The following is an 18,478-nucleotide window of genomic DNA, read 5'->3' on the forward strand; positions in this document are numbered from 1 at the left end:
GTCGTCGGCCGGGGCGTTCCCCTCGTCGGCCTCCGGAGCGTCCGTGGCCCCGGGCGACTCCGGCTCGGCCGGCGCGCTCGGGTCCCCGCTCTCCTCGGGGGAGGTCGGATCGGCCGGATCGGTCGGGCCGACCGGGTCGGTCGGCTCGGGGGACTCGTCCGGGGTCTCCTCCTCGGCCGGAGGCGTGGAGGGCTCCTCCTCGGGGGCGGTCGGCTCCGGCTCCTCAAGGGGCTCCGCGCAGTCGACCTTGAAGACCTTGTGCTTGGCGTCGCTACTGTGCTGCCCCTCGAAGGTCCAGTCGAGTTTGTAGTGCCCGTCATCGAGCTGGAGGATCTCCGTGCTGCCCGAGCCGTCCCCGTCGAGGACGAGGGTGCCGTCCAGCACGACGTCGCTCCAACCGCCGCCGTCCTCCGGCTTGGCCAGGATCTCCCAGGACACCTCCTGGACCTCGTCGAAGTTGTCGGCGACGACCTGGAACTCGCAGACCTTGGGCTCGTTGCGGTTGTCGTCCTCGGAGGTGGCGGGATCGTGGATCTTCACGGTCCCGTTGTCGCCGGGAGGGCTGGCGGGGGAGGCGGCGAACGCCGTGGAGGCGCCGCCGACGACGGCGCCCATGGCCAGGGTGGCGCCGAGGAACAGACGGGCGCCGAACGCGCCCGCACCGGGAGTGGGGGACAAGGGGACTCCTGGGGTTAGAGATACCCGCGTGACAGAAGCGGGCTCACGTGCGAAGAGTGAGTCGAACCTATCGCCATTCCCATGTGTAAGGGCCGATACCCGTATTACAGATCGCCAAAAATACGGAACGCCTTCCCCGGACGGGTCAGGCATCGACGGCCAGAGTCCACACCATCATCGATCCGAGGGTCAGGGAGAAGACCACCGACATCACGAACACCGACACCTGTGGCCAGCGTGTCCGCCCGGTCTCCGTCGGGGCCCGGACGAGGAACCACGCCGCGACGGTGAGGACGGCCGCCGTCAGACCCACGCCGAACGCGCAGAGGACCAGTGGTGTGACCTGCCCGACCCAACGGTGACCGGTCTCCGGCCAGGGCACGAAGCCCAGGGAGAGGAACACGATCCGCAGCCGACCCAGCAGACGCTGGAGGATCAGGGCGCGGTGGCGCAACATGAGGGAGATCAGGAGCACGGGCGGAGCACCACCATCAGAGTCGTCACGGGTCCGGGCGAGGCCGTCCTGCCGTGGCCGGACGGACCGCCGCTGCCTCCTCCGGGAGCGGGGGCGGGGGTCGACGGAGGACCTGTCTCCAGCCTGCCGTGGACGGGATCGCCGGGGAAGTCGCCGCTGTCACGCACAGACCGTGAGGATCCGGCGGTTTCGTGATGACAAGTGTCATGCCCAGATCCCTCGGGGAGCCCCCGAGAACCCGTGGCGCGCACCGGACCGGGACGGGAGAACGCCCGGGACCGAGCGGGAGGCGCGTGCCGCGTTCGGGCGGGTCCACGTGTGCCGACGCTTCCGGCTCGCGCTCGCGCCGGAGGGGCGATACCCAGCCCGAGAAGGGTGAAACGCCGGCTTCCTCCGCCTGTGGATAGGATGCCGACCGCGAGGATCCGACACGCGCCGTGACCGAAGGAGCAGGGATGCCCTCCCCAGATCCCCGGCTGATCGCCAGCATGACCTCCGCCGTGACGGCATCCCCCGACGATCCGGTCCTGCGCCTGCACCTGGGCGAACTGCTGGTGGACTCCGGGGACCTCCAGACGGCCATCCCCCACATCGCCACCGCTCTCCAGCAGGACCCCGCCTCGGAGCGGGCCCAGCAGCTGATGGCCCGGGCCCTGAACCCCGGTTCGCCACCCGCGACCGCCACCACTCCGAACCCTCCGACCACCACCCCGGGCCCTTCCGCCACGCCTCCGCCCCCGGCGGACTCCTCTCCCCCTCCGGCTCCCCGTCCGGAGTCCTCGACGCCCCGGCCCTCCAGGGAACGGGACTGGTCGGCGCCCTCCAACGACGACCACGGCCCCATGCACCCCGACGACTACGAGTTCACCTCCTCACGCGTCACCCTCGCCAACGTCGCGGGCATGCAGACCTTGACTTCCTCTCCCTCGTGAACGAGGGAGATTCCGACCAGGCCTTGCGGCCCGGTGGCGCTACGCGCCTCGCGGCGCGCGCTGGTTCCTGCTTCGTCGACATGGCACCCCAGAGGTCTTGGCAGGCTGGCACGGTTCACCCCGAAGGGCTAGTCCATCCGCGCGCAAGAATGTTTCGGGCCGCGTTCACGTCCGCATGAGCCGTGTGCCCGCACGCACCGCACCGGAAGATCGATTGGCTCTCTCGATTCTCCGACGCGACATGCCCGCACGGGTGACAGGTCTGGGACGTGTACGCGGGATCAACCTCCACGATCTGAGTTCCGGTCCGGCGGGCCGCGTTCTGGCAGGCGAGCTTGAAGCCGTACCACCCCTGGGACAGGATCGCCCGGTTCAGCCCGGCCTTCTGCCGCACGCCTCGGCCCGGGGCGTCGGTGGTGCCCTTGGCCGAGGCGGTCATGTTCTTGGTGTTGAGCTTCTCCAGCACCACGACCGCGTTCTTGGCACACAGCGTGTGCGCGGTCTGGGCGGCGAAATCAGCACGGCGGGCCCGCACCCGCCCGGTCAGCTTGCCCAGGGCGGCCTTGGTCCTGGCCCGGTTGTTCGAACCCTTACGCTGGCGGCACAAACGCCTGCGCAGACGGCGTTCACGCTCAGCTTCCTTGGGGGTCTGAAACACCCGGTCGAACAGGTCACCGTCGGAGGTGGCCACCGCCACCGCCACACCCCGGTCCACACCGACCGCGCTGTCGGGACGCTCGTGCACCTCGGGGGTGGTCTGGCCGTCCTCGCACAACAGCGACACATACCAGTGTTCACCGTCGCGGGAGACGGTGGCCGACCGAATGGTGCCCTTGGGTGCGCGTGACCAGCGGAAGCGTACCCACCCGAGTTTGGGGAGTTTGACCCGGCCCCATTTGCGGCTCAGACGCTGGATGCTCATCCACTTGCTGTCGGGGAAGCGGAAGGAGGGCTTCCACCGCCCCTTGGCGCGCCAGCGCACGGTGAACGTGCCATGGTCCCGGCACGCGGTGTCCAGGTCCTTCAGAGTCTGCTGGAGGATGTGGGACGGGGCGTCCTTCAGCCAGGTCTCCTCGGTCTTGGCTTCGGCGAGCTGGCGGGCTTGGAGGTGGTAGCCGCAGTAGGGCAACTGGTGGCCGCGCTGCCACCGGGACACGGCCTCACGGCGCTGTTCCAAGCCGGTGTTCCACACCGCCCGACAGATGTCGCCGTAGATCTGGCACTGCTCGGCTTGCTCGTCGGTGAGCGCGAGCCGGTAGCGAAACCCCGTCAGCACGGTGTGCACACCTCCCCCAGATCAGCACCGAACCTAGTAGTGGCCTACGACATTCCGATGGGGGCGGCTATCCCCACCCTGAAGGTCGGGGACAGCACCGCCAACGAAACCGGCCATGGGCGTCCTCGGAGCGGTCGACGAACCCGGCGTACTCGCCACCAGGATCGCCGTCACCCTCCTCCTGACCTGCCTGCCCGCCTGGCACCTGGCCAGGATCCTGGCCATCCCCGCCAACGTCCGGGGATACCTGCGCGGCTTCAACGGGTTCACGGGCTGGATGACGGGGCTGGTGCTCATGCCCGTCTCCCTCCTCGTCCTCGGACTGCTGCCCGTCCCCTGGGGGCTGTGGGGGCTCGCCCTGCTCCTGACCGGCTACCTGTGGCAGCGCTACGGGCGGAGACTGGCGCAGGCCGACATCGTGTCCCGGGAGAGGGCGAACGACCGGTCCTCGGCCCGCTGAGGGCTCCGGAACACGGCGCTTCCGGGTTCCACGGGCTCCACGGGAGAAGGCGGCCACCCGGGTCCCGGATGGCCGCCTCCCGCCGGTCGGCTCAACCGGCGCCGTGCACGATGCGCTCGGCCATCTCCTCCCTGGGGTGGATCTCACCGGAGAGGATCTGCTCCGCGTAGTGGCAGGCCACCCGGTGGGTGCCGCTCCCGTCGGCGCCCCGGACCGGACGCATCTCGGGCCGTTCGGTGTCGCACCGCTCCTCCTGCCGCCAGGGGCAGCGGGTGTGGAAGCGGCACCCCTTCGGCGGGTTCGCGGGCGAGGGCAGGTCACCGGCCAGCAGGATGCGCTCGCGTTCGTCCTCCACCTGCGGGTCCGGGACCGGCACCGCGGACATCAGCGACCGCGTGTACGGGTGCATCGGCGTCCCGTAGAGGTCGTCGCTGGGCGCCTCCTCCACCAGCGCGCCCAGGTACATCACCCCGACCACGTCACTGACGTGGCGGACCACCGCCAGGTCGTGCGCGATCACCAGGTAGGTCAGCCCCAGCTCCTGCTGGAGGCTCTCCAGCAGGTTGAGCACCTGCGCCTGGATCGACACGTCCAGCGCGGACACCGGCTCGTCGCAGATGATCAGGTCCGGCTCCAGCACCAGCGCGCGGGCGATGCCGATGCGCTGGCGCTGCCCCCCGGAGAACTCGTGCGGGTAGCGGGTGAGCGCCTTCGCCGACAGGCCCACCCTCTCCAGGGCGTCGACCACGCGACGGCGTTGGTCCTCCAGGACGAGCGCGCGCCGCTCCTTCCCCTCCGTCGGCCCCTCACCCTTCGCGGGGCCGCCGATGCCGTGGGTCTGCAACCCCTCCATGAGGATGGACCCGATGTTCTGCCGGGGGTTGAGGCTGCCCAACGGGTCCTGGAACACCATCTGGAGGTTCCTGCGCTCGCGGCGCATCGACTCCCCGTCCAGACCGGCCAGGTTCCGGTCGTCGAAGAGCACCTCCCCCTCGGTGACGTCCACCAACCGGAGGATCGCCCGTCCCAGGGTGGTCTTGCCGCAGCCGGACTCCCCCACCAGGCCGTAGGTCTGTCCCTGCCGGATCTCCAGGCTGACGCCGTCGACCGCGCGCACGTGGCCGACGGTGCGGTCGAAGAGCACCCCTCGCCTGATGGGGAAGTGGACCTTGAGGTCGTTGATACGCAACAGGCTCATCCCTGTGCCTCCTCCTCGTCGCCGCCGGCCACGGCCGGGCTCTCCGTCACGGGCTGGTCCGCCACGTCCGCGTGCCGCACGGGGTTCACGCACCGGTGCACGTGTTCGGCCCCGGCGCCGGACGCCCCGGCGGAGGCTCCGCCGGAACCGCCGCCCTCCACACCGGCGGCGGTGCCGACCGCCACCAGCTCGGGCGGGCCCTGGAGGCACTCCATCGTGTAGTGGTCGCAGCGGGGCGCGAACGCGCACCCCTGCGACCAGGCGATGTTGTCGTTGACCGACCCGCGGATGGGCGTGAGCGGTTCGCCGCGCGGGGCGTCCAACCGGGGGATCGAGCTCAGCAGGCCGACCGTGTAGGGATGGGTGGGATCGGAGAACAACGGCGTGCGCGGCGCCGTCTCCACCGCCCTCCCCGCGTAGAGGACGTTGATGTCGTCGCACAGTCCGGCGACCACGCCCAGGTCGTGGGTGATCATCAGAAGGGCGGTGCCCTCCTCGGTGACCAGGTCCCTGAGCAGCTCCAGGATCTGCGCCTGGATGGTGACGTCCAGGGCGGTGGTGGGCTCGTCGGCGATCATCACGCGGGGTCGGCAGGCCACCGCCATGGCGATGAGCGCGCGCTGGCGCATACCGCCCGACAGCTGGTGCGGGTACTCGCGCAGCCGCCGCTTCGGGTCGGGGATACCCACCCGGTCCAGGAGGTCGGCGGCCTCCCGGTCGGCGACCGAACCGCGCAGGCCCCGGTGTCGGCGGAGGATCTCGGTGACCTGGCGCCCGATGGGCACCACGGGGTTGAGCGAGCTGAGCGGGTCCTGGAAGATCATCGCCAGCTGCGACCCGCGCAGGTCGCGCATCCGTCTCTGCGGCAGGGTCAGAAGGTCCACCCGGTCCTCCGGCAGTCGCATGACGGCACTGCCGCCGACGCGCACCCCCCGATCGGGGAGCAGGCCCATGAGGGCGAGCGAGGTGACGCTCTTGCCGCAGCCGGACTCGCCGACCAGGCCGGTCACCCGTCCCTCCTCCAGGGTGAAGGACACCCCGTCCACGGCCCGCACCTCGTCGGAGCCGTGTCCGTCGAACACCACGGACAGCTCGTCCACCGCCAACAGCGGCGTGCTGGAACTCATGGTCACTTCCTCAGCTTGGGGTCGAGCGCCTCCCGCATCGCCTCACCCAGCAGGGTGAAGCCCAGGGCGGTGACGATGATGGCCAACGCCGGGTACACGGCGAACTGCGGTGCGCTGGACAGGAACCGCTGGGCGTCGGCGAGCATGGTCCCCCACTCCGGGAAGGCCGGGTCCGGGTTGCCCAGACCCAGGTAGGACAGGGCCGCCGCGTCGATGATGGCGGTGGCCAGGGTGAGCGTGGACTGCACGATCACCGGGCCGAGCGAGTTCGGCAGGATGTGCACGAGCGCGATCTTGCGCTTGCGCACTCCCAGCGCGCGGGCGGCCAGCACGTAGTCGCGGCTGCCCTGGGAGAGCATCGCACCGCGCAGGAGGCGGGCGAAGATCGGGACCTGGGCGACGCCGACCGCGATCATGACCGTGGTGAGGCTGGGGCCGACGAGGGCGGCGACGGTGACCGCGAGCAGCAGGGTGGGCAGCGCCAGCATCATGTCGATGACGCGCATGACCGCATTGTCGACCCGGAGTCCCCAGCGGCCGCCGAGGACCGCCGAGGCCCCGGCCGCGCCGCCGAGCAGCGCGCCGACGCCGAAGCCGACCAGGGTGGCCACCACGCCGACCAGGAGGGTCTGGCGCGCGCCGATCACCATGCGGGAGAACTGGTCGCGGCCGAGGTTGTCCAGGCCGAGCCAGTTCTCGGCGCGCGGGCCGACGAACACGCTGCGGTTGGGGAAGACCTCGGCGCCCCAGGTCTGGGCCACGGGATCGTACGGGGCGATGAGCGGCGCGAACAGGGCCACGACGATGAACACCGCGACGATCACGGCGCCGGTGATGGCCATGGGGCTGCGGCGCATGCGGTCGAGGGCGGTGCGCCACACCCCGGCGCCGTGTCCGCCCTCCTCGCGCCCGCCCATGAGTTCGGCGAGCCGGTCGACCCTGGCCGCCTTGCGGCCGAGGAGGGGGGCGCGCCCGTCGGCGGTGTCCGCGGTTTCCGGGGCCTTCGGGGGCTCGGACCGGTTCTGGGAGCTCGGTGTCGTCGGCATCACTGGGCCCGCACTCTCGGGTCGAGGAGGCTGTAGGAGATGTCCACCAGCAGGTTGATGATCACGTACATGGTCGCGATGAGCAGGATGAATCCGGTGAGGACCGGGTAGTCGCGGGTCTGCGTGGCCTCGTAGATGAACGAGCCGATTCCGGGGAAGGCGAAGACGCTCTCGGTGAGCACCGCCCCGGAGAACAGGGCCCCGGTGAGGAGTCCGACCGAGGTGACCACGGGGAGCAGGGCGTTGCGCAGCACGTGGCGGGTGCGCACGGTGTTGCGGTGCAGGCCCTTGGCGTTGGCGGTGCGCACGTAGTCCTCGCCGACCACCTCCAGCACACTGGCGCGGGTCATGCGGACGATCACGGCGAGCGGGATCGAGGCCAGGGCGACCCCCGGAAGCGCCAGGTGGAGCAGGCCGTCCCACACCACGTCGAGCTCCCCGGTCCTGAGACCGTCCAGGATGACGAGGCCGCTGAGGTCGGTGCGGGCCAGACCGGGCGAGAGCCGGAAGGCCGAGGGGAACCACCCCAGCTGTTCGGCGAGGACCACCTTCAGGATGAAGGCGAGGAAGAACACCGGCGTGCAGATGCCCAGGAGGGATCCGCCGACGGCCATGAAGTCCAGCGCGGTGCCGCGTCTGCGCGCGGCGAGGTAACCGAGGGGGACTCCCACGGCGACCGCGATCAGCATCGCGGTCACCGACAGTTCGAACGTGGCCGGGAAGCGCGTGAGGAACTCCTCGGTGACCGGGCGCCCGGTGGCGAGCGAGGTACCGAGGTCCCCTTCGAGGATGCGACGCAGGAAGGCGAGGTACCGAACCGTGACGGGTTCGTCCAGGCCCAGGGACTCACGCAGCTCGGCGCGCTGTTCGGGCGTCGCGTCGTCGGGGAGGAGGGCGTACTCCGGTCCGCCCGGCAGCCGTTGCAGCCAGACGAACAGCAGGATCGACAGGCCGCCCAGTGTCGGGATCAGCTGGAGGAGACGCCTGACGATGAATCGCAGCACCTTCGCCGCCTTTCGCCAGTGGTGGGAACGATGGACGCGAAGCGTCCCCGCCGGGGTACGGCGGGAGTTCGAGCGAGTTTTCGGATGAGTCCGGGAACGGTCCCGGACGGCACGTACCCGTGCTGACGGCGCGCCATACCGGGGCGCGCCGAGGGCCGCGGACGCGTGCCCGCGGGCCGGGGAGCCGGAGGGCCGGTGTGGCCGGCGGGGACACCGCCGACGACACCGGGGGATCACGTGGACCCCCTCCCCCGGGGCCGCAGGGGTTCGGCCCCGGGCAGTGTGCGGGCCCGACCGGGGGGACGGTCGGGCCCTCCCGGCTCGTGGAGCCGGACCGGCCTACTTCCAGGAGGCCTCGGCGAACTGCTCCTGGGTCAGCGGGCTGACGTTGGGCGGGTTGACGTTGGACGCGAACGCGATGGACGGCGGGGAGCTGGAGAGGGGCAGCCCCGGCAGGATGTCCATGATCATGTTGTTCAGCTCCTGGTAGGCGGCGACGCGCTCCTCCTCGTTCGGGTTGGTGCTCGCCTCCTCCATGGCCTGGAACAGCTCCTCGTCGCGGAAGCCGAACTCGCTGTTGTAGCCGGAGAACCAGGTGCCGATGAAGTTGTAGGCGTCGTTGTAGTCGCCCGTCCAGCCCAGCAGGTACATCGGGCACTCACCGGAGTTGGTCTTCGGGATGTACTCGGTCCACTCGTAGGTGACCGGTTCCACGGTGACGCCGACCGCCTCCAGGTCCGAGGCGATGACGTCGAAGATGTCGCGCGGCGCGGGCATGTAGGGGCGGGTGACGTCGGTCGGGTAGCAGAACTCCACGGTCAGGTCCTCGTGCCCGGCGTCGGCGAGCATCTCCCGGGCCAGTTCGGGGTCGTGCTCGTAGGTCTGCACGTCCGGGGACCAGCCGTCGAGGGTGTCGGGGTGGAACTGGGTCGCGACCTCACCGCCCTCGGGGAGGATCGTGTCGACGATCCGCTGCCGGTCCACGGCGTGGGCGAGGGCCTGGCGCACCTCCAGGTCGGCCAGTGCCTCGTGGGCCTCCTGCTGGTAGGCCATGTACAGGACGTTGAACACATCCCGGGTGGGCACCTGGAAGCCGGCCTCCGTCAGCGGGGCGACGTCGGCGGGCGCGACCAGGTCGTAGCCGTGGATGTCACCCGCCTCCAGCGCCTGGCGGCGTGCGGTCTCGTCCGGGATGGCGCGCAGGATCATCGTCTCGAAGCCCGCGGGTTCGCCCCAGTAGTCGTCGAAGCGCTGGAGGGTCACCTCGGCCTGGTCGTGGTCCCACTCCTCGACGGTGAAGGGACCGGTACCGGCGACCGTGCCCGCCGTCTGGGTGTACTCGGGGAGGGTGTAGTTGCCCTCCTCGCCGCTGATCTCCGCGTCGGCGATGGCCTCCAGGGTGCTGGGGCTCATGATGCCGAACGAGGCGAGGCTGAACCCGCCCGGGAAGATCGAGGAGTACTCGTCGATCGTGATGACCGCGGTCAGCTCGTCGGTGGCCTCGCAGGAGACGTAGCGGGACTCGGGGAGGTCCTCGCTCTCGTTCTCCGCGAAACCGCCGAAGATCGACTGCCAGTAATAGGAGTTGTTCGAGCTCTGGTAACCGCCCGAGAGGTTGTGCCAGCGGTCGAAGTTGGCGCAGACCGCTTCGGCGTTGAACTCGTCTCCGTCATGGAAGACGACGCCGTCGCGCAGGTGGAAGGTCCATACGGTGCCGTCCTCGGACTGTTCCCAGCTTTCAGCCAGCCCGCCGACGATTTCGGTTCCGCCCGATTCGTGTTCGAGCAGGGTCTCGAAGACCTGTCGGCTGTAACGGAAGGTCTCGCCGTCACTGGTGAGGAAGGGGTCGAGGGTCTTGATGTCACCTGCGGAGGCGAAGACGAACGGCTCCGACGCGTCGGTGCCGTCGCCCTCTCTGGTGCTCTCGGCGCATGCCGTGGCCACCAGGGTGAGTGCCGCCGCGGAGGCCAGGAGGGCCAGCGGCTTTCGGGAAGGCTTCGTGAACATGGTCCACCTCAATGCGGGGCCGGTCAGGCCCTGGAACGATTGAGTGGACCCTAAGCCTCTCCGCGAGGAACTGGGAAGGTAGACGGCTGGGTATTAATACAACCGTTTCACATCTGTGCCGTGATCCATAGACGCCTTTTCGGATACGAGTTGTCGAAGATGGGATCTCAGTATCACGGAAATGCCGTGGGCGACACCCCTGTTGCTCCGAAAAAACTTTTCCTGTCATCTGATATCCGATGATGGGACGAAATGGAGACGCCGTGCGGGGTGGTCCCCGGTTCCCGGGCGCGGGCTCCGGTGTCGGCGGAAGGCCCGGGCAGGCCTATGATCTGGCAATGACCACACCGCTTGACGACGCGGCGCTGACCGCGTTCCTCGAAGGCCAGGAGGCTGCCTGGCTGGCCGAGCAGCTCATGCTGGCGGCCGACGAGGATCCCATCACCCGGATCCGGCTGACCGCCGCGGCCGGATCCGAGAGCGCCGTGGACGAGGCGCGCGCCACCGTCCTCGCCATCGTCGTGAACCACCTCCCCCAGGAGTCCGCCGCGGACCCCGACGACGGCGACGAACTGCACCGGGCCCTGGACCTGCTGGACGACCTGGCCGACTACGGGTTCGAGGACGAGGCCGCCGACATCGCGTACGAGGCGCGCGAGGTCTACCTGGGTCGCCATGGCGAGGACGACGGCGAGCACCTGGCGCGGCTGCACACCCTCGCCGACGGCGAGGAGGACGAGGAGTAGGAGGAGGCCACGGACAGCAGGGGGCCGGTGACGAAGCGCGTCACCGGCCCAGTTTCCCCCGGAGCCAACGGCCGAGGGATCCGCGTGTGTCCCGCTCGGAGATCCGGGGGGAGCCGAGGCCGCACCAGCGGCGGACCCCGGTGCTCCACAGCGCGATGTTGACGATGATGGTGACGGCCGCCACGAGGAGGCCGGCCAGCAGCAGGGGCGTGTCCGCCAGCCGCGCGGCCGTGTACAGCCCGGCGGGAGCGACCCCCATCCCGACCACGGCGGTGACCTGGGCGGCGCGGCACAGGGCGTCGCCGCCGCGGCGCACCGGAAGGGCCAGGGCCGCCAGGACCAGCCCCACCAGGGCGGCGAGGACCATCAGGACGCGCAGGCCGCCGACGAGGTCCTCGGACGGGCCGGAGAGCATCCGGTCACCCGCCAGGTAGGCCAGGAAGCCGTACGCGGGCACGGCGGCGAACATGAGGACGCAGGTCTGCCGCACGTCCGACGGGGGACGCGTACCGGGGTGGCGCTCCGCCAGGAGGTCCGCCGTGAAGTTCCGGACCGCGCCGAGGGACCGGGAGACCGGGGCGGCGGGGGAAGCCGGAGCGGTGGGGGCGTCAGGGACGGTAGGGGACGAAACGGATTCTTGCATGCCGAACAGGGTTTCGTGCCCCGACAAACCGGTGCAAGGCTCCCGTGAACCCGTGGACGAAAGGTGATCCGACGGTGACGTGCCCGTGGTCCCCGTGCCTCCCGCCGGATCCTCAGTCCCCGGCGACCGGGGTGTTCGCCTGCCGCACCCTCGGGCCCACGTACTCCAGCGCCTGCCCCAACAGCGACTCCACGTCCTCCCGGACGTCGAGTTCGAGACCCGGTTCGTCCGGAGCGAGCCGTTCGAGGGTCTCCATCTGCGACGCCAGCAGCGCGGGCGGCATGAAGTGGCCCTGGCGTGCGGCCAGCCGCTCCAGGATCACGGCGGAGGAGCCGTGCATGTGCAGGAAGTGCACCTCGGGCGCGGCCTCGCGCAGGACGTCGCGGTAGCTGTGTCTGAGCGCCGAGCAGGCCATGACCGTGGACTCGCCCGCCGCCTCGTGCTCGGTGATCCACCTGGCCAGTGCGCGCAGCCACGGCCAGCGGTCCTGGTCGGTCAGGGGGGTTCCCGCCTCCATCTTGTCGATGTTGGCCGGGGGATGGAAGTCGTCGGCCTCGGCGAAGGGCAGTCCCAGTTGCCTGGCCACACGTTCGGCGACGGTGGTCTTGCCGCTACCCGAGACGCCCATGAAGACAAAGTGCATGGTTTCTCCGTGTCGTGGTGCCCCTGCGCGACCGCAAGCGCCACCATCAATAGTGATATCAATCAGTCCGACTAGGCTTCAGCGTGACCCCCGGCCGAACGCGGCCGACCCGCCGGCCCCGGAGCGCGAGGAGAACGATGGCCACTGACCACCGCACGCTGCACAACCGGGTGCTGGCGGTGCTCGGACCCGCTATCGCCGCAGGCGAGTACAGGACCGGCCATACCTTCACCCTCCAGGGCCTCGAACAGGACTTCGGCGTCTCCCGGACGGTCGCGCGCGAGGCCATCCGCGTCCTGGAATCCATGCGGCTGGTGGTCAGCCGCCCCCGCACCGGCATCCGCGTGCGCCCGAGCAGGGACTGGAGCGTCTTCGACCCCCAGCTGATCCGCTGGCGCCTGGCCGGATCCGGCCGGATGGAGCAGCTGCGCTCACTCAACGAACTGCGCGCCGCCCTGGAACCGGGAGCCGCCGCCCTCGCCGCCGAACGCGGGGACGCCGAGGAGCGGGCCCAGCTGGTGGTGGTCGCCGAGCAGATGGTCCGCACCGGCATCGCCGGAGACCTGGAGACCTTCCTGGAACTGGACGTCACCTTCCACCGCCGCATCCTGGAGCTCTCGGGCAACGAGATGTTCTCCGGCCTGGCCCAGGTGGTGGCGGAGGTCCTGGTCGGACGCACCTCCTACCACCTGATGCCGAGGAACCCCCGTCATGAGGCGCTCCGGCTGCACAAGGCCGTGGCCCAGGCCATCCGGGACGGCCTCCCCGACGTCGCGGAGGCCGCCATGCGCTCCATCGTCACCGAGGTGTCCGTCGCCCTGAAGGACGACCCGGGCGCGGAGTCCGCGTCCTGAGGGGCGGGCGGGAGGACCCACCCGCCCCCTGGGTCACAGGACCAGGCTGAGGAGCAGCGCGAGCCCGAAGCCGATGAAGCCGATGAGGGTCTCCATGACCGTCCACGTCTTCAGTGTTGTCTTGACGTCCATACCCAGGAAACTGCCGACCAGCCAGAATCCCGAGTCGTTGACGTGCGACAGCGCGGTGGCGCCGGAGGCGATCGCGATGACGATCAGGGCCAGGTCGATCGAGGACAGCCCCGAGGAGGCCGCCACGGCCGGGGCGACCAGACTCGCCGCCGTGGTGATGGCGACGGTCGCCGACCCCTGGGCGACGCGCAGCGCGAGCGCGATGACGAAGGCCGCCACGATGACCGGCAGGCCGGTGGACTCCAGGCTCTCGGCGAGGGCGCCGCCGATGCCGCTGACCTCCAGCACACCGCCGAACATGCCGCCCGCGCCGGTGATGAGGATGATGGCGCACACCGGGCCGAGGGCTCCGCCGACGAGCTCCTCCACCCTGTGGCGGGTGAAGCGGCCCTTGCTGAGCACGAGCATGGCGTAGAGCGTGGCGATGAGCAGCGCGATCGGGGTCTCACCGACCAGCTGGGCGGCCTGCACCCACCCGGCGTCCCCGGAGACCACACCGGTGGCGACCAGGGTGCTCAGGCCGGTGTTGGCGAAGATCAGCAGCATCGGCAGCAGGAGGATGCTGAGGACGGTGCCCAGCTTCGGCGGGTCGTCGTGCCTGACGGTGCCGTCGGACATGATGTCCTCGGGGACCGGCAGCGCCCACCTCTTCCCGGACCACAGGCCGTACAGGTAGCTGGCCAGGTACCAGGTGGGAACGGCCAGGACGGCGCCGACCAGGAGCACCAGGCCCATGTCCGCACCGATCTCGGTGGCGGCGGTGACCGGTCCGGGGTGCGGGGGCACGAAGGCGTGCATGACCGCGAAGGCACCCGCCGTGGGCAGTGCGTACATGAGCACGGGGCCGTTGAGGCGGCGGGCCACGCTGAAGACGATCGGCAGCATGACGACGAGGCCGACGTCGAAGAAGATCGGGAAGCCGAAGAGCAGGGAGGCGACACCGAGTGCGAGTGGTGCGCGCTTCTCACCGAAGAGCCTGATCAGCGCCCCGGCCAGGACGGCCGCGCCGCCGGTGACCTCCAGCAGGCGGCCGATCATCACGCCGAGCCCGACGAGCAGGGCGACACTGGCGAGCGTGTCACCGAATCCGTACAGGAGGGTGGGCACCACCCCGGAGGCGGGGATGCCGGTGGCCAGGGCGGTCAGGACGCTGACCAGGATGAGCGCGACGAAGGCGTGCAGCCTGAGGCGGATGATCAGGAACAGCAGAAGGGCGATGGCGCCCGCAGCGATCCCGAGAAGGGGGCCCGTCCCGTAGACGGGTTCGAAGTTCTCCATGACGGAGCCTTCCGTGGGTGTGCGGTGGTGCTGAGCTGTACGGAGGCACGGCTCTGACCTGCTCTGGGGGCAGGCTCCGAGAATGGTAATACCATTTGTGAGGTTGTGTGAACCACGGCGTTCGGTTCTGTTACCCCCGCGAGACCTGCGTCACCGCGAACCCGGCCCGCGGGCAGCTTCTCGGCGGTCCGGTGACATGCGTCACGGCCCGCAGGACCCTTCGACGCGAACGAGGCCCCGGCGGAGCGGCGCGGCACCTTCGCGACACTATGCAGCCATGCGCGAACCGTCCGTCGACACACCCGGGGTCGCCGCCGGAAATCGGTCACCGATCACCACGTCGTACAGGGGCAACCTCCCGAAACGGGATCCGCGCACCGACGGCCCCGCATCCACGGACGCGTGGCGGCGGACCGCGGAGCGCCCGCCCCCCGGCAAGGGGTAACCTCCCGGTTTTCTTCGCGGAGGATACGCACCCACAGAGAGACCGAAAAAGCACGGCCGGCGCCTCCTGATCCATGATGGCCGTGGGAGCGCCACCCCTCCGACCTGCGGAACAGCACATATGCCAACAAAAAGTGCAGGAACAGCGATCACTCCAGGGCATTGACAGCACATTGTCACAATGACAGCATGCTGTCATGATCGAAGGCACAAGGCAGACCGTCCACCTCGCCGTCTACGACCAGCTCGCGGACTGGGAGATCGGGCACACCACCTCCACGATCCGCAGCGGCGACTGGCAGCGCGACCCGGGCCGCTACGACGTGGTGACCGTCGGCCTCACCGGCGCGCCCGTCACGACCGCTGGCGGGCTGACCCTCCTACCGGACATCACCCTGCCCCAGCTCAAACCCTCCTCCAGCTCGATGCTGATCCTCCCGGGGGCCGACGGCTGGGACCTCGACCCCGAGTCCCTCTCCCCGTTCGCCTCGGCCGCCGGGGTCTGGCTCGACGCGGGGGTCCCCGTCGCCGCCATCTGCGGCGCCACCGCGGGGCTCGCCCGCGAGGGCCTCCTCGACTACCGCGACCACACCAGCGCCGCCCCCGAGTACCTGCTGGCCACGGGGTACTCCGGCATGCGGCGCTACCGTTCCGAGCTCGCGGTCACCGACGACGGGCTCATCACCGCAGGCCCCACCGCTCCCCTGGAGTTCGCCCGCGAGGTCTTCGCCGCCCTGGACCTCTACACCCCCCGCGTCCTCGACGCCTGGTACCGGCTGCACGCCGAGCACGACCCGGGCGCCTACCACGTGCTGCTGGAGGGGGCCTGAGCATGGCCCGGACCGAGGACAGACACTCCGATCTGCTCACCGGGACCGCCCTCACCGTGTTCCGTCTCAACGGCCAGCTCCTGTCGGTCGCCGAGGAGCTGGCCAGGACCGCGGGACTGACCGCCGCGCGCTGGCAGGTGCTCGGCGCGGTGACCCGCGAACCCCTGTCGGTGTCGGCGGTCGCCCGTCGTTTCGGCACCAGCCGCCAGAGCGTGCAGCGCATCGCCGACCTGCTGGTCGAACAGGGGCTCGCCGAATACCGTCCCAACCCGGCGCACAGCCGCGCCAAACTGCTCGCCGCCACCAGGGAGGGCCTGAGCGCCCTCAGACGCATCGACCCCGATCACAGCAGGGTCGCCAAGGCCCTGGTCACCGAGCTGGGCGAGGAGGACACCGAACGCGTGCTGGAGTCGCTGCGCCAGCTCTCGCAGGCCCTGGACCGGCTGGGAGACGGGTGAGGGCGGTCCGGAGACGGGCGGGGGCAGTATCGTCGTGCGCGTACCCGGCCCGAGGAGGACCCCGTGATCGACCTGCGCTCCGACACCATCACCCGTCCCACCCCGGCCATGCGCACGGCCATGGCCGAGGCCGAGGTCGGCGACGACGTGTGGGGCGAGGACCCGACCGTGCGCGCGTTGGAGGAGGAGACCGCCGGGCTGCTGGGCATGGAGTCCGCCCTGTACGTGCCGTCGGGGCACATGGCCAACCAGCTGGGCCTGTACGTGTCCACCCGCAGCGGTGAGGAGGTGTGGGCCCACGAACACCACCACCTCATCGGCGACGAGCAGGGCGCCACGGCGGTGCTGGCACGGGCCCTGCCCCGCCTGTACTCGGACGGGACCTTCCCGACCGACGCGCTGCTGGAGTCGTGGATCGCGGGCCGGGGCGACGTCCACCGGGCCGAACCCGCGCTGGTGTGGCTGGAGAACACGTTCACCGGCCGTGTGGTGCCGCTGGCCGAACAGCGGAGGGTGACCGGCTTCGCGCACCGGCACGGGCTGCGCGCCCACCTGGACGGAGCCCGCCTGTGGAACGCCTCCGCCGCCCTGGGGGTCTCCCCGGCCGAGGTCGCGAACGGGTTCGACACGGTGTCGGTCTGCTTCTCCAAGGGCCTGGGCGCCCCGGTGGGCTCGGCGCTGGCCGGAGACGCGGACACGGTGTCGCGCGCGCGCCGCGGGCGCAAGCTGTTGGGCGCGGGGATGCGCCAGGTCGGCATCATCGCCGCCGGGGCGCTGTACGCCCTGCGCCACCACCGGGAGCGGATGGTGGAGGACCACGAGCGCGCGGCTGAACTGGCCCGGCTGGTCACCGACCTGTCCGGGCTGGACGCGCGGGCGCGGACCAACATGGTGCTGGTGGAGGCGCCCGGCTGCCAGGGAGCACGGTACGCCGAGGTCTTCGCCCGGCACGGGGTCGCGGGACTGGGCATGGGGGACGCCGTGCGCCTGGTGGTGCACCTGGAGATCACCGACGACGATGTCGAGAAGGCCGCCCGGGGTCTGGCCAAGGCCGCCGCCGAGCTGTGAACCCGCGGGACCCGCGCGTCGGGTCCGGCCCCGGTGACCGGGCGGAACGGGACGCGGATCTAGACTGTGCCGGTTGTGTGGCCGCCCGCGCTGCCCTGGGCGTGCCACGCGTCACATCGCGTAGTAGCATTCGCGTATGACATTGTCGTACTAGAGAGTGGTAGCACCGCAATGCCGGGAAGAATCCAGTCGATCGAACGCGCGGCAGCCATCCTCCGGATCCTGGCCACCGGCGCCCGGGGGCTGAGCCTGGCGGAGATCTCCCGGTCCCTGGAACTGCCCAAGGGCACCGTGCTCGGCATCCTGCGCACCCTCCAGCACGTCGGCTTCGTGGAGCAGGACACCGAGTCGGGCCGTTACCGCCTGGGCGGGGGCATGCTCAGCCTGGGCACCCGGTACCTGGACGGCAACGAACTGCGCACCCGCGCCCTGAACTGGGCGGACAGCCTGGCCTCGCGCAGCGGTGAGAGCGTGCGCATCGGCACGCTGCACAAGCACCAGGTGCTCGTGGTGCACCACGTGTTCCGCCCGGACGCCTCCCAGCAGACCCTGGACGTGGGCACGCTCCTGCCGCTGCACGCCACCGCCATCGGCAAGGTCCTCATGGCCTTCGACCCCCTGGCCGCGCCCGAGGAGGACCCGTCGATCGCCGAGAGCGGCGGGGACCCGGCCCTGACCTCCTTCACCCGGCACACCGTCACCTCCCCCGCCGTGCTGGAGGCGCAGTTGGACGAGGTGCGCGACAACGGCTGGTCCTGGGAGGCCGAGGAACTCGTGGACGGCGAGGTGTCCATCGCCGCGCCCATCCGCGACCGGCGCGGCACGACCGTCGGCGCCATCGGTGTGCGCGGCGCCGTCGAACGCCTGCGCGGGGACGACGGCAAGCCCGACATGGAGCAGGTCTCCTACGTGCGTGACGCCGCCCGCGCCATCTCCCGCGAGCTCGGCGTCACGCCGTACTGAGCCGCGCCCCGGGCTCCGCCGCGCCCCGCCCGAACGCCCCGAACCCCGACACGCCACGTCCCCTCCGCCGTGCCGCCTCCCGCGCGGCGGCTTCCTCCTGTTCCCCCTCCCCTGGCAGCGTTGTGCGGCGGACCACGTGATCCACGCGACACGATTGCGTCACGCGGCCTTGACATGGGAAGGAAAAACGGATGAAACTAACGGCTAATCATGCGT

The 18,478-nt window shown here is 70.6% G+C and carries 19 protein-coding genes; 8 read left to right on the forward strand and 11 right to left on the reverse strand.

Annotation, left to right across the window (positions count from 1 at the left end):
• Together D455_RS30800 and D455_RS0116950 are read right to left on the reverse strand one after the other, a co-directional pair.
• The coding region (locus D455_RS30800) for a hypothetical protein (RefSeq protein WP_017571900.1) at positions 1 to 678 on the reverse strand (678 nt) is incomplete at its 3' end.
• A gap of 145 nt (positions 679 to 823) precedes the next feature.
• Positions 824 to 1,153 (reverse strand): hypothetical protein, encoded by a 330-nt coding sequence (locus tag D455_RS0116950; RefSeq protein WP_017571901.1) that lies wholly within the window; start codon positions 1,151 to 1,153, stop codon positions 824 to 826.
• A 455-nt stretch (positions 1,154 to 1,608) separates the two neighbouring features.
• Between D455_RS0116950 and D455_RS0116955 the strand changes: the two genes are divergently transcribed.
• Complete coding sequence (locus tag D455_RS0116955; protein WP_017571902.1) at positions 1,609 to 2,085, forward strand: tetratricopeptide repeat protein; 477 nt, start codon at positions 1,609 to 1,611, stop codon at positions 2,083 to 2,085.
• 115 nt (positions 2,086 to 2,200) lie between these two features.
• Here the strand turns inward: D455_RS0116955 and D455_RS0116960 are convergent, their stop codons facing one another.
• A complete protein-coding gene (locus tag D455_RS0116960) occupies positions 2,201 to 3,361 on the reverse strand; it encodes an RNA-guided endonuclease InsQ/TnpB family protein (RefSeq protein WP_017571903.1) in 1,161 nt (386 codons plus the stop codon).
• Positions 3,362 to 3,476: 115 nt separating this feature from the next.
• Between D455_RS0116960 and D455_RS0116965 the strand changes: the two genes are divergently transcribed.
• Positions 3,477 to 3,821 (forward strand): hypothetical protein, encoded by a 345-nt coding sequence (locus D455_RS0116965; RefSeq protein WP_017571904.1) that lies wholly within the window; start codon positions 3,477 to 3,479, stop codon positions 3,819 to 3,821.
• Positions 3,822 to 3,912: 91 nt separating this feature from the next.
• Here D455_RS0116965 and D455_RS0116970 read toward each other — a convergent pair whose 3' ends face one another.
• The 5 genes from D455_RS0116970 to D455_RS0116990 form a co-directional block, all read right to left on the reverse strand.
• Positions 3,913 to 5,019: an ABC transporter ATP-binding protein gene (locus D455_RS0116970; protein ID WP_017571905.1), complete on the reverse strand. Its 1,107-nt coding sequence runs from the start codon at positions 5,017 to 5,019 to the stop codon at positions 3,913 to 3,915.
• Complete coding sequence (locus D455_RS0116975; protein ID WP_026122708.1) at positions 5,016 to 6,146, reverse strand: ABC transporter ATP-binding protein; 1,131 nt, start codon at positions 6,144 to 6,146, stop codon at positions 5,016 to 5,018. Before D455_RS0116975 ends, D455_RS0116970 begins: the two co-directional genes overlap by 4 nt.
• A 2-nt stretch (positions 6,147 to 6,148) precedes the next feature.
• On the reverse strand, positions 6,149 to 7,192 hold the full coding sequence (locus D455_RS0116980) for an ABC transporter permease (RefSeq protein ID WP_017571907.1): 1,044 nt from the start codon (positions 7,190 to 7,192) through the stop codon (positions 6,149 to 6,151).
• Positions 7,192 to 8,196: an ABC transporter permease gene (locus D455_RS0116985; protein WP_017571908.1), complete on the reverse strand. Its 1,005-nt coding sequence runs from the start codon at positions 8,194 to 8,196 to the stop codon at positions 7,192 to 7,194. Before D455_RS0116985 ends, D455_RS0116980 begins: the two co-directional genes overlap by 1 nt.
• A gap of 339 nt (positions 8,197 to 8,535) precedes the next feature.
• Positions 8,536 to 10,203 (reverse strand): ABC transporter substrate-binding protein, encoded by a 1,668-nt coding sequence (locus D455_RS0116990; protein ID WP_017571909.1) that lies wholly within the window; start codon positions 10,201 to 10,203, stop codon positions 8,536 to 8,538.
• Positions 10,204 to 10,541: 338 nt separating this feature from the next.
• Here D455_RS0116990 and D455_RS0116995 point away from each other — a divergent pair, with 338 nt between their 5' ends.
• On the forward strand, positions 10,542 to 10,949 hold the full coding sequence (locus D455_RS0116995) for a hypothetical protein (protein WP_017571910.1): 408 nt from the start codon (positions 10,542 to 10,544) through the stop codon (positions 10,947 to 10,949).
• A 40-nt stretch (positions 10,950 to 10,989) separates the two neighbouring features.
• Here D455_RS0116995 and D455_RS0117000 read toward each other — a convergent pair whose 3' ends face one another.
• Together D455_RS0117000 and D455_RS0117005 are read right to left on the reverse strand one after the other, a co-directional pair.
• On the reverse strand, positions 10,990 to 11,439 hold the full coding sequence (locus D455_RS0117000) for a hypothetical protein (RefSeq protein WP_017571911.1): 450 nt from the start codon (positions 11,437 to 11,439) through the stop codon (positions 10,990 to 10,992).
• Positions 11,440 to 11,704: 265 nt separating this feature from the next.
• Positions 11,705 to 12,235 (reverse strand): gluconokinase, encoded by a 531-nt coding sequence (locus D455_RS0117005; RefSeq protein WP_017571912.1) that lies wholly within the window; start codon positions 12,233 to 12,235, stop codon positions 11,705 to 11,707.
• Positions 12,236 to 12,372: 137 nt separating this feature from the next.
• On the opposite strand from D455_RS0117005, the gene D455_RS0117010 reads away from it, so the two are divergent.
• Positions 12,373 to 13,089 (forward strand): FadR/GntR family transcriptional regulator, encoded by a 717-nt coding sequence (locus D455_RS0117010; protein ID WP_017571913.1) that lies wholly within the window; start codon positions 12,373 to 12,375, stop codon positions 13,087 to 13,089.
• A 33-nt stretch (positions 13,090 to 13,122) separates the two neighbouring features.
• Here D455_RS0117010 and D455_RS0117015 read toward each other — a convergent pair whose 3' ends face one another.
• The gene (locus tag D455_RS0117015) at positions 13,123 to 14,499 is read right to left on the reverse strand and encodes a GntP family permease (RefSeq protein ID WP_017571914.1); all 1,377 of its coding nucleotides are present in this window, start codon (positions 14,497 to 14,499) and stop codon (positions 13,123 to 13,125) included.
• Positions 14,500 to 15,140: 641 nt separating this feature from the next.
• Between D455_RS0117015 and D455_RS0117020 the strand changes: the two genes are divergently transcribed.
• The 4 genes from D455_RS0117020 (at position 15,141) to D455_RS0117035 (ending at position 18,262) form a co-directional block, all read left to right on the forward strand.
• Complete coding sequence (locus tag D455_RS0117020) at positions 15,141 to 15,773, forward strand: DJ-1/PfpI family protein (protein ID WP_017571915.1); 633 nt, start codon at positions 15,141 to 15,143, stop codon at positions 15,771 to 15,773.
• A 2-nt stretch (positions 15,774 to 15,775) separates the two neighbouring features.
• Positions 15,776 to 16,231: a MarR family winged helix-turn-helix transcriptional regulator gene (locus D455_RS0117025; RefSeq protein ID WP_017571916.1), complete on the forward strand. Its 456-nt coding sequence runs from the start codon at positions 15,776 to 15,778 to the stop codon at positions 16,229 to 16,231.
• A gap of 63 nt (positions 16,232 to 16,294) precedes the next feature.
• Entirely contained in the window at positions 16,295 to 17,299 is a 1,005-nt protein-coding gene (locus tag D455_RS0117030) for a threonine aldolase family protein (protein WP_017571917.1), read from the forward strand.
• A gap of 171 nt (positions 17,300 to 17,470) precedes the next feature.
• A complete protein-coding gene (locus D455_RS0117035) occupies positions 17,471 to 18,262 on the forward strand; it encodes an IclR family transcriptional regulator (RefSeq protein ID WP_017571918.1) in 792 nt (263 codons plus the stop codon).
• Positions 18,263 to 18,478 lie beyond the last annotated feature (216 nt).

This window comes from Nocardiopsis halotolerans DSM 44410 (assembly GCF_000341065.1).
Classification (GTDB): Bacteria; Actinomycetota; Actinomycetes; order Streptosporangiales; family Streptosporangiaceae; genus Nocardiopsis; species Nocardiopsis halotolerans.

Bases quoted from the DNA above. Each gene is read 5' to 3' on its own strand.
- D455_RS0116980 (WP_017571907.1), bottom strand. From the start codon at position 7,192: ATGCCGACGACACCGAGCTCCCAGAACCGGTCCGAGCCCCCGAAGGCC.
- D455_RS0116970 (WP_017571905.1), bottom strand. From the start codon at position 5,019: ATGAGCCTGTTGCGTATCAACGACCTCAAGGTCCACTTCCCCATCAGG.
- D455_RS0117025 (WP_017571916.1), top strand. From the start codon at position 15,776: ATGGCCCGGACCGAGGACAGACACTCCGATCTGCTCACCGGGACCGCC.
- D455_RS0117035 (WP_017571918.1), top strand. From the start codon at position 17,471: ATGCCGGGAAGAATCCAGTCGATCGAACGCGCGGCAGCCATCCTCCGG.
- D455_RS0117020 (WP_017571915.1), top strand. From the start codon at position 15,141: ATGATCGAAGGCACAAGGCAGACCGTCCACCTCGCCGTCTACGACCAG.
- D455_RS0116975 (WP_026122708.1), bottom strand. From the start codon at position 6,146: ATGAGTTCCAGCACGCCGCTGTTGGCGGTGGACGAGCTGTCCGTGGTG.
- D455_RS0116955 (WP_017571902.1), top strand. From the start codon at position 1,609: ATGCCCTCCCCAGATCCCCGGCTGATCGCCAGCATGACCTCCGCCGTG.
- D455_RS0116990 (WP_017571909.1), bottom strand. From the start codon at position 10,203: ATGTTCACGAAGCCTTCCCGAAAGCCGCTGGCCCTCCTGGCCTCCGCG.
- D455_RS0117015 (WP_017571914.1), bottom strand. From the start codon at position 14,499: ATGGAGAACTTCGAACCCGTCTACGGGACGGGCCCCCTTCTCGGGATC.
- D455_RS0116965 (WP_017571904.1), top strand. From the start codon at position 3,477: ATGGGCGTCCTCGGAGCGGTCGACGAACCCGGCGTACTCGCCACCAGG.
- D455_RS0117005 (WP_017571912.1), bottom strand. From the start codon at position 12,235: ATGCACTTTGTCTTCATGGGCGTCTCGGGTAGCGGCAAGACCACCGTC.
- D455_RS0116995 (WP_017571910.1), top strand. From the start codon at position 10,542: ATGACCACACCGCTTGACGACGCGGCGCTGACCGCGTTCCTCGAAGGC.
- D455_RS0117010 (WP_017571913.1), top strand. From the start codon at position 12,373: ATGGCCACTGACCACCGCACGCTGCACAACCGGGTGCTGGCGGTGCTC.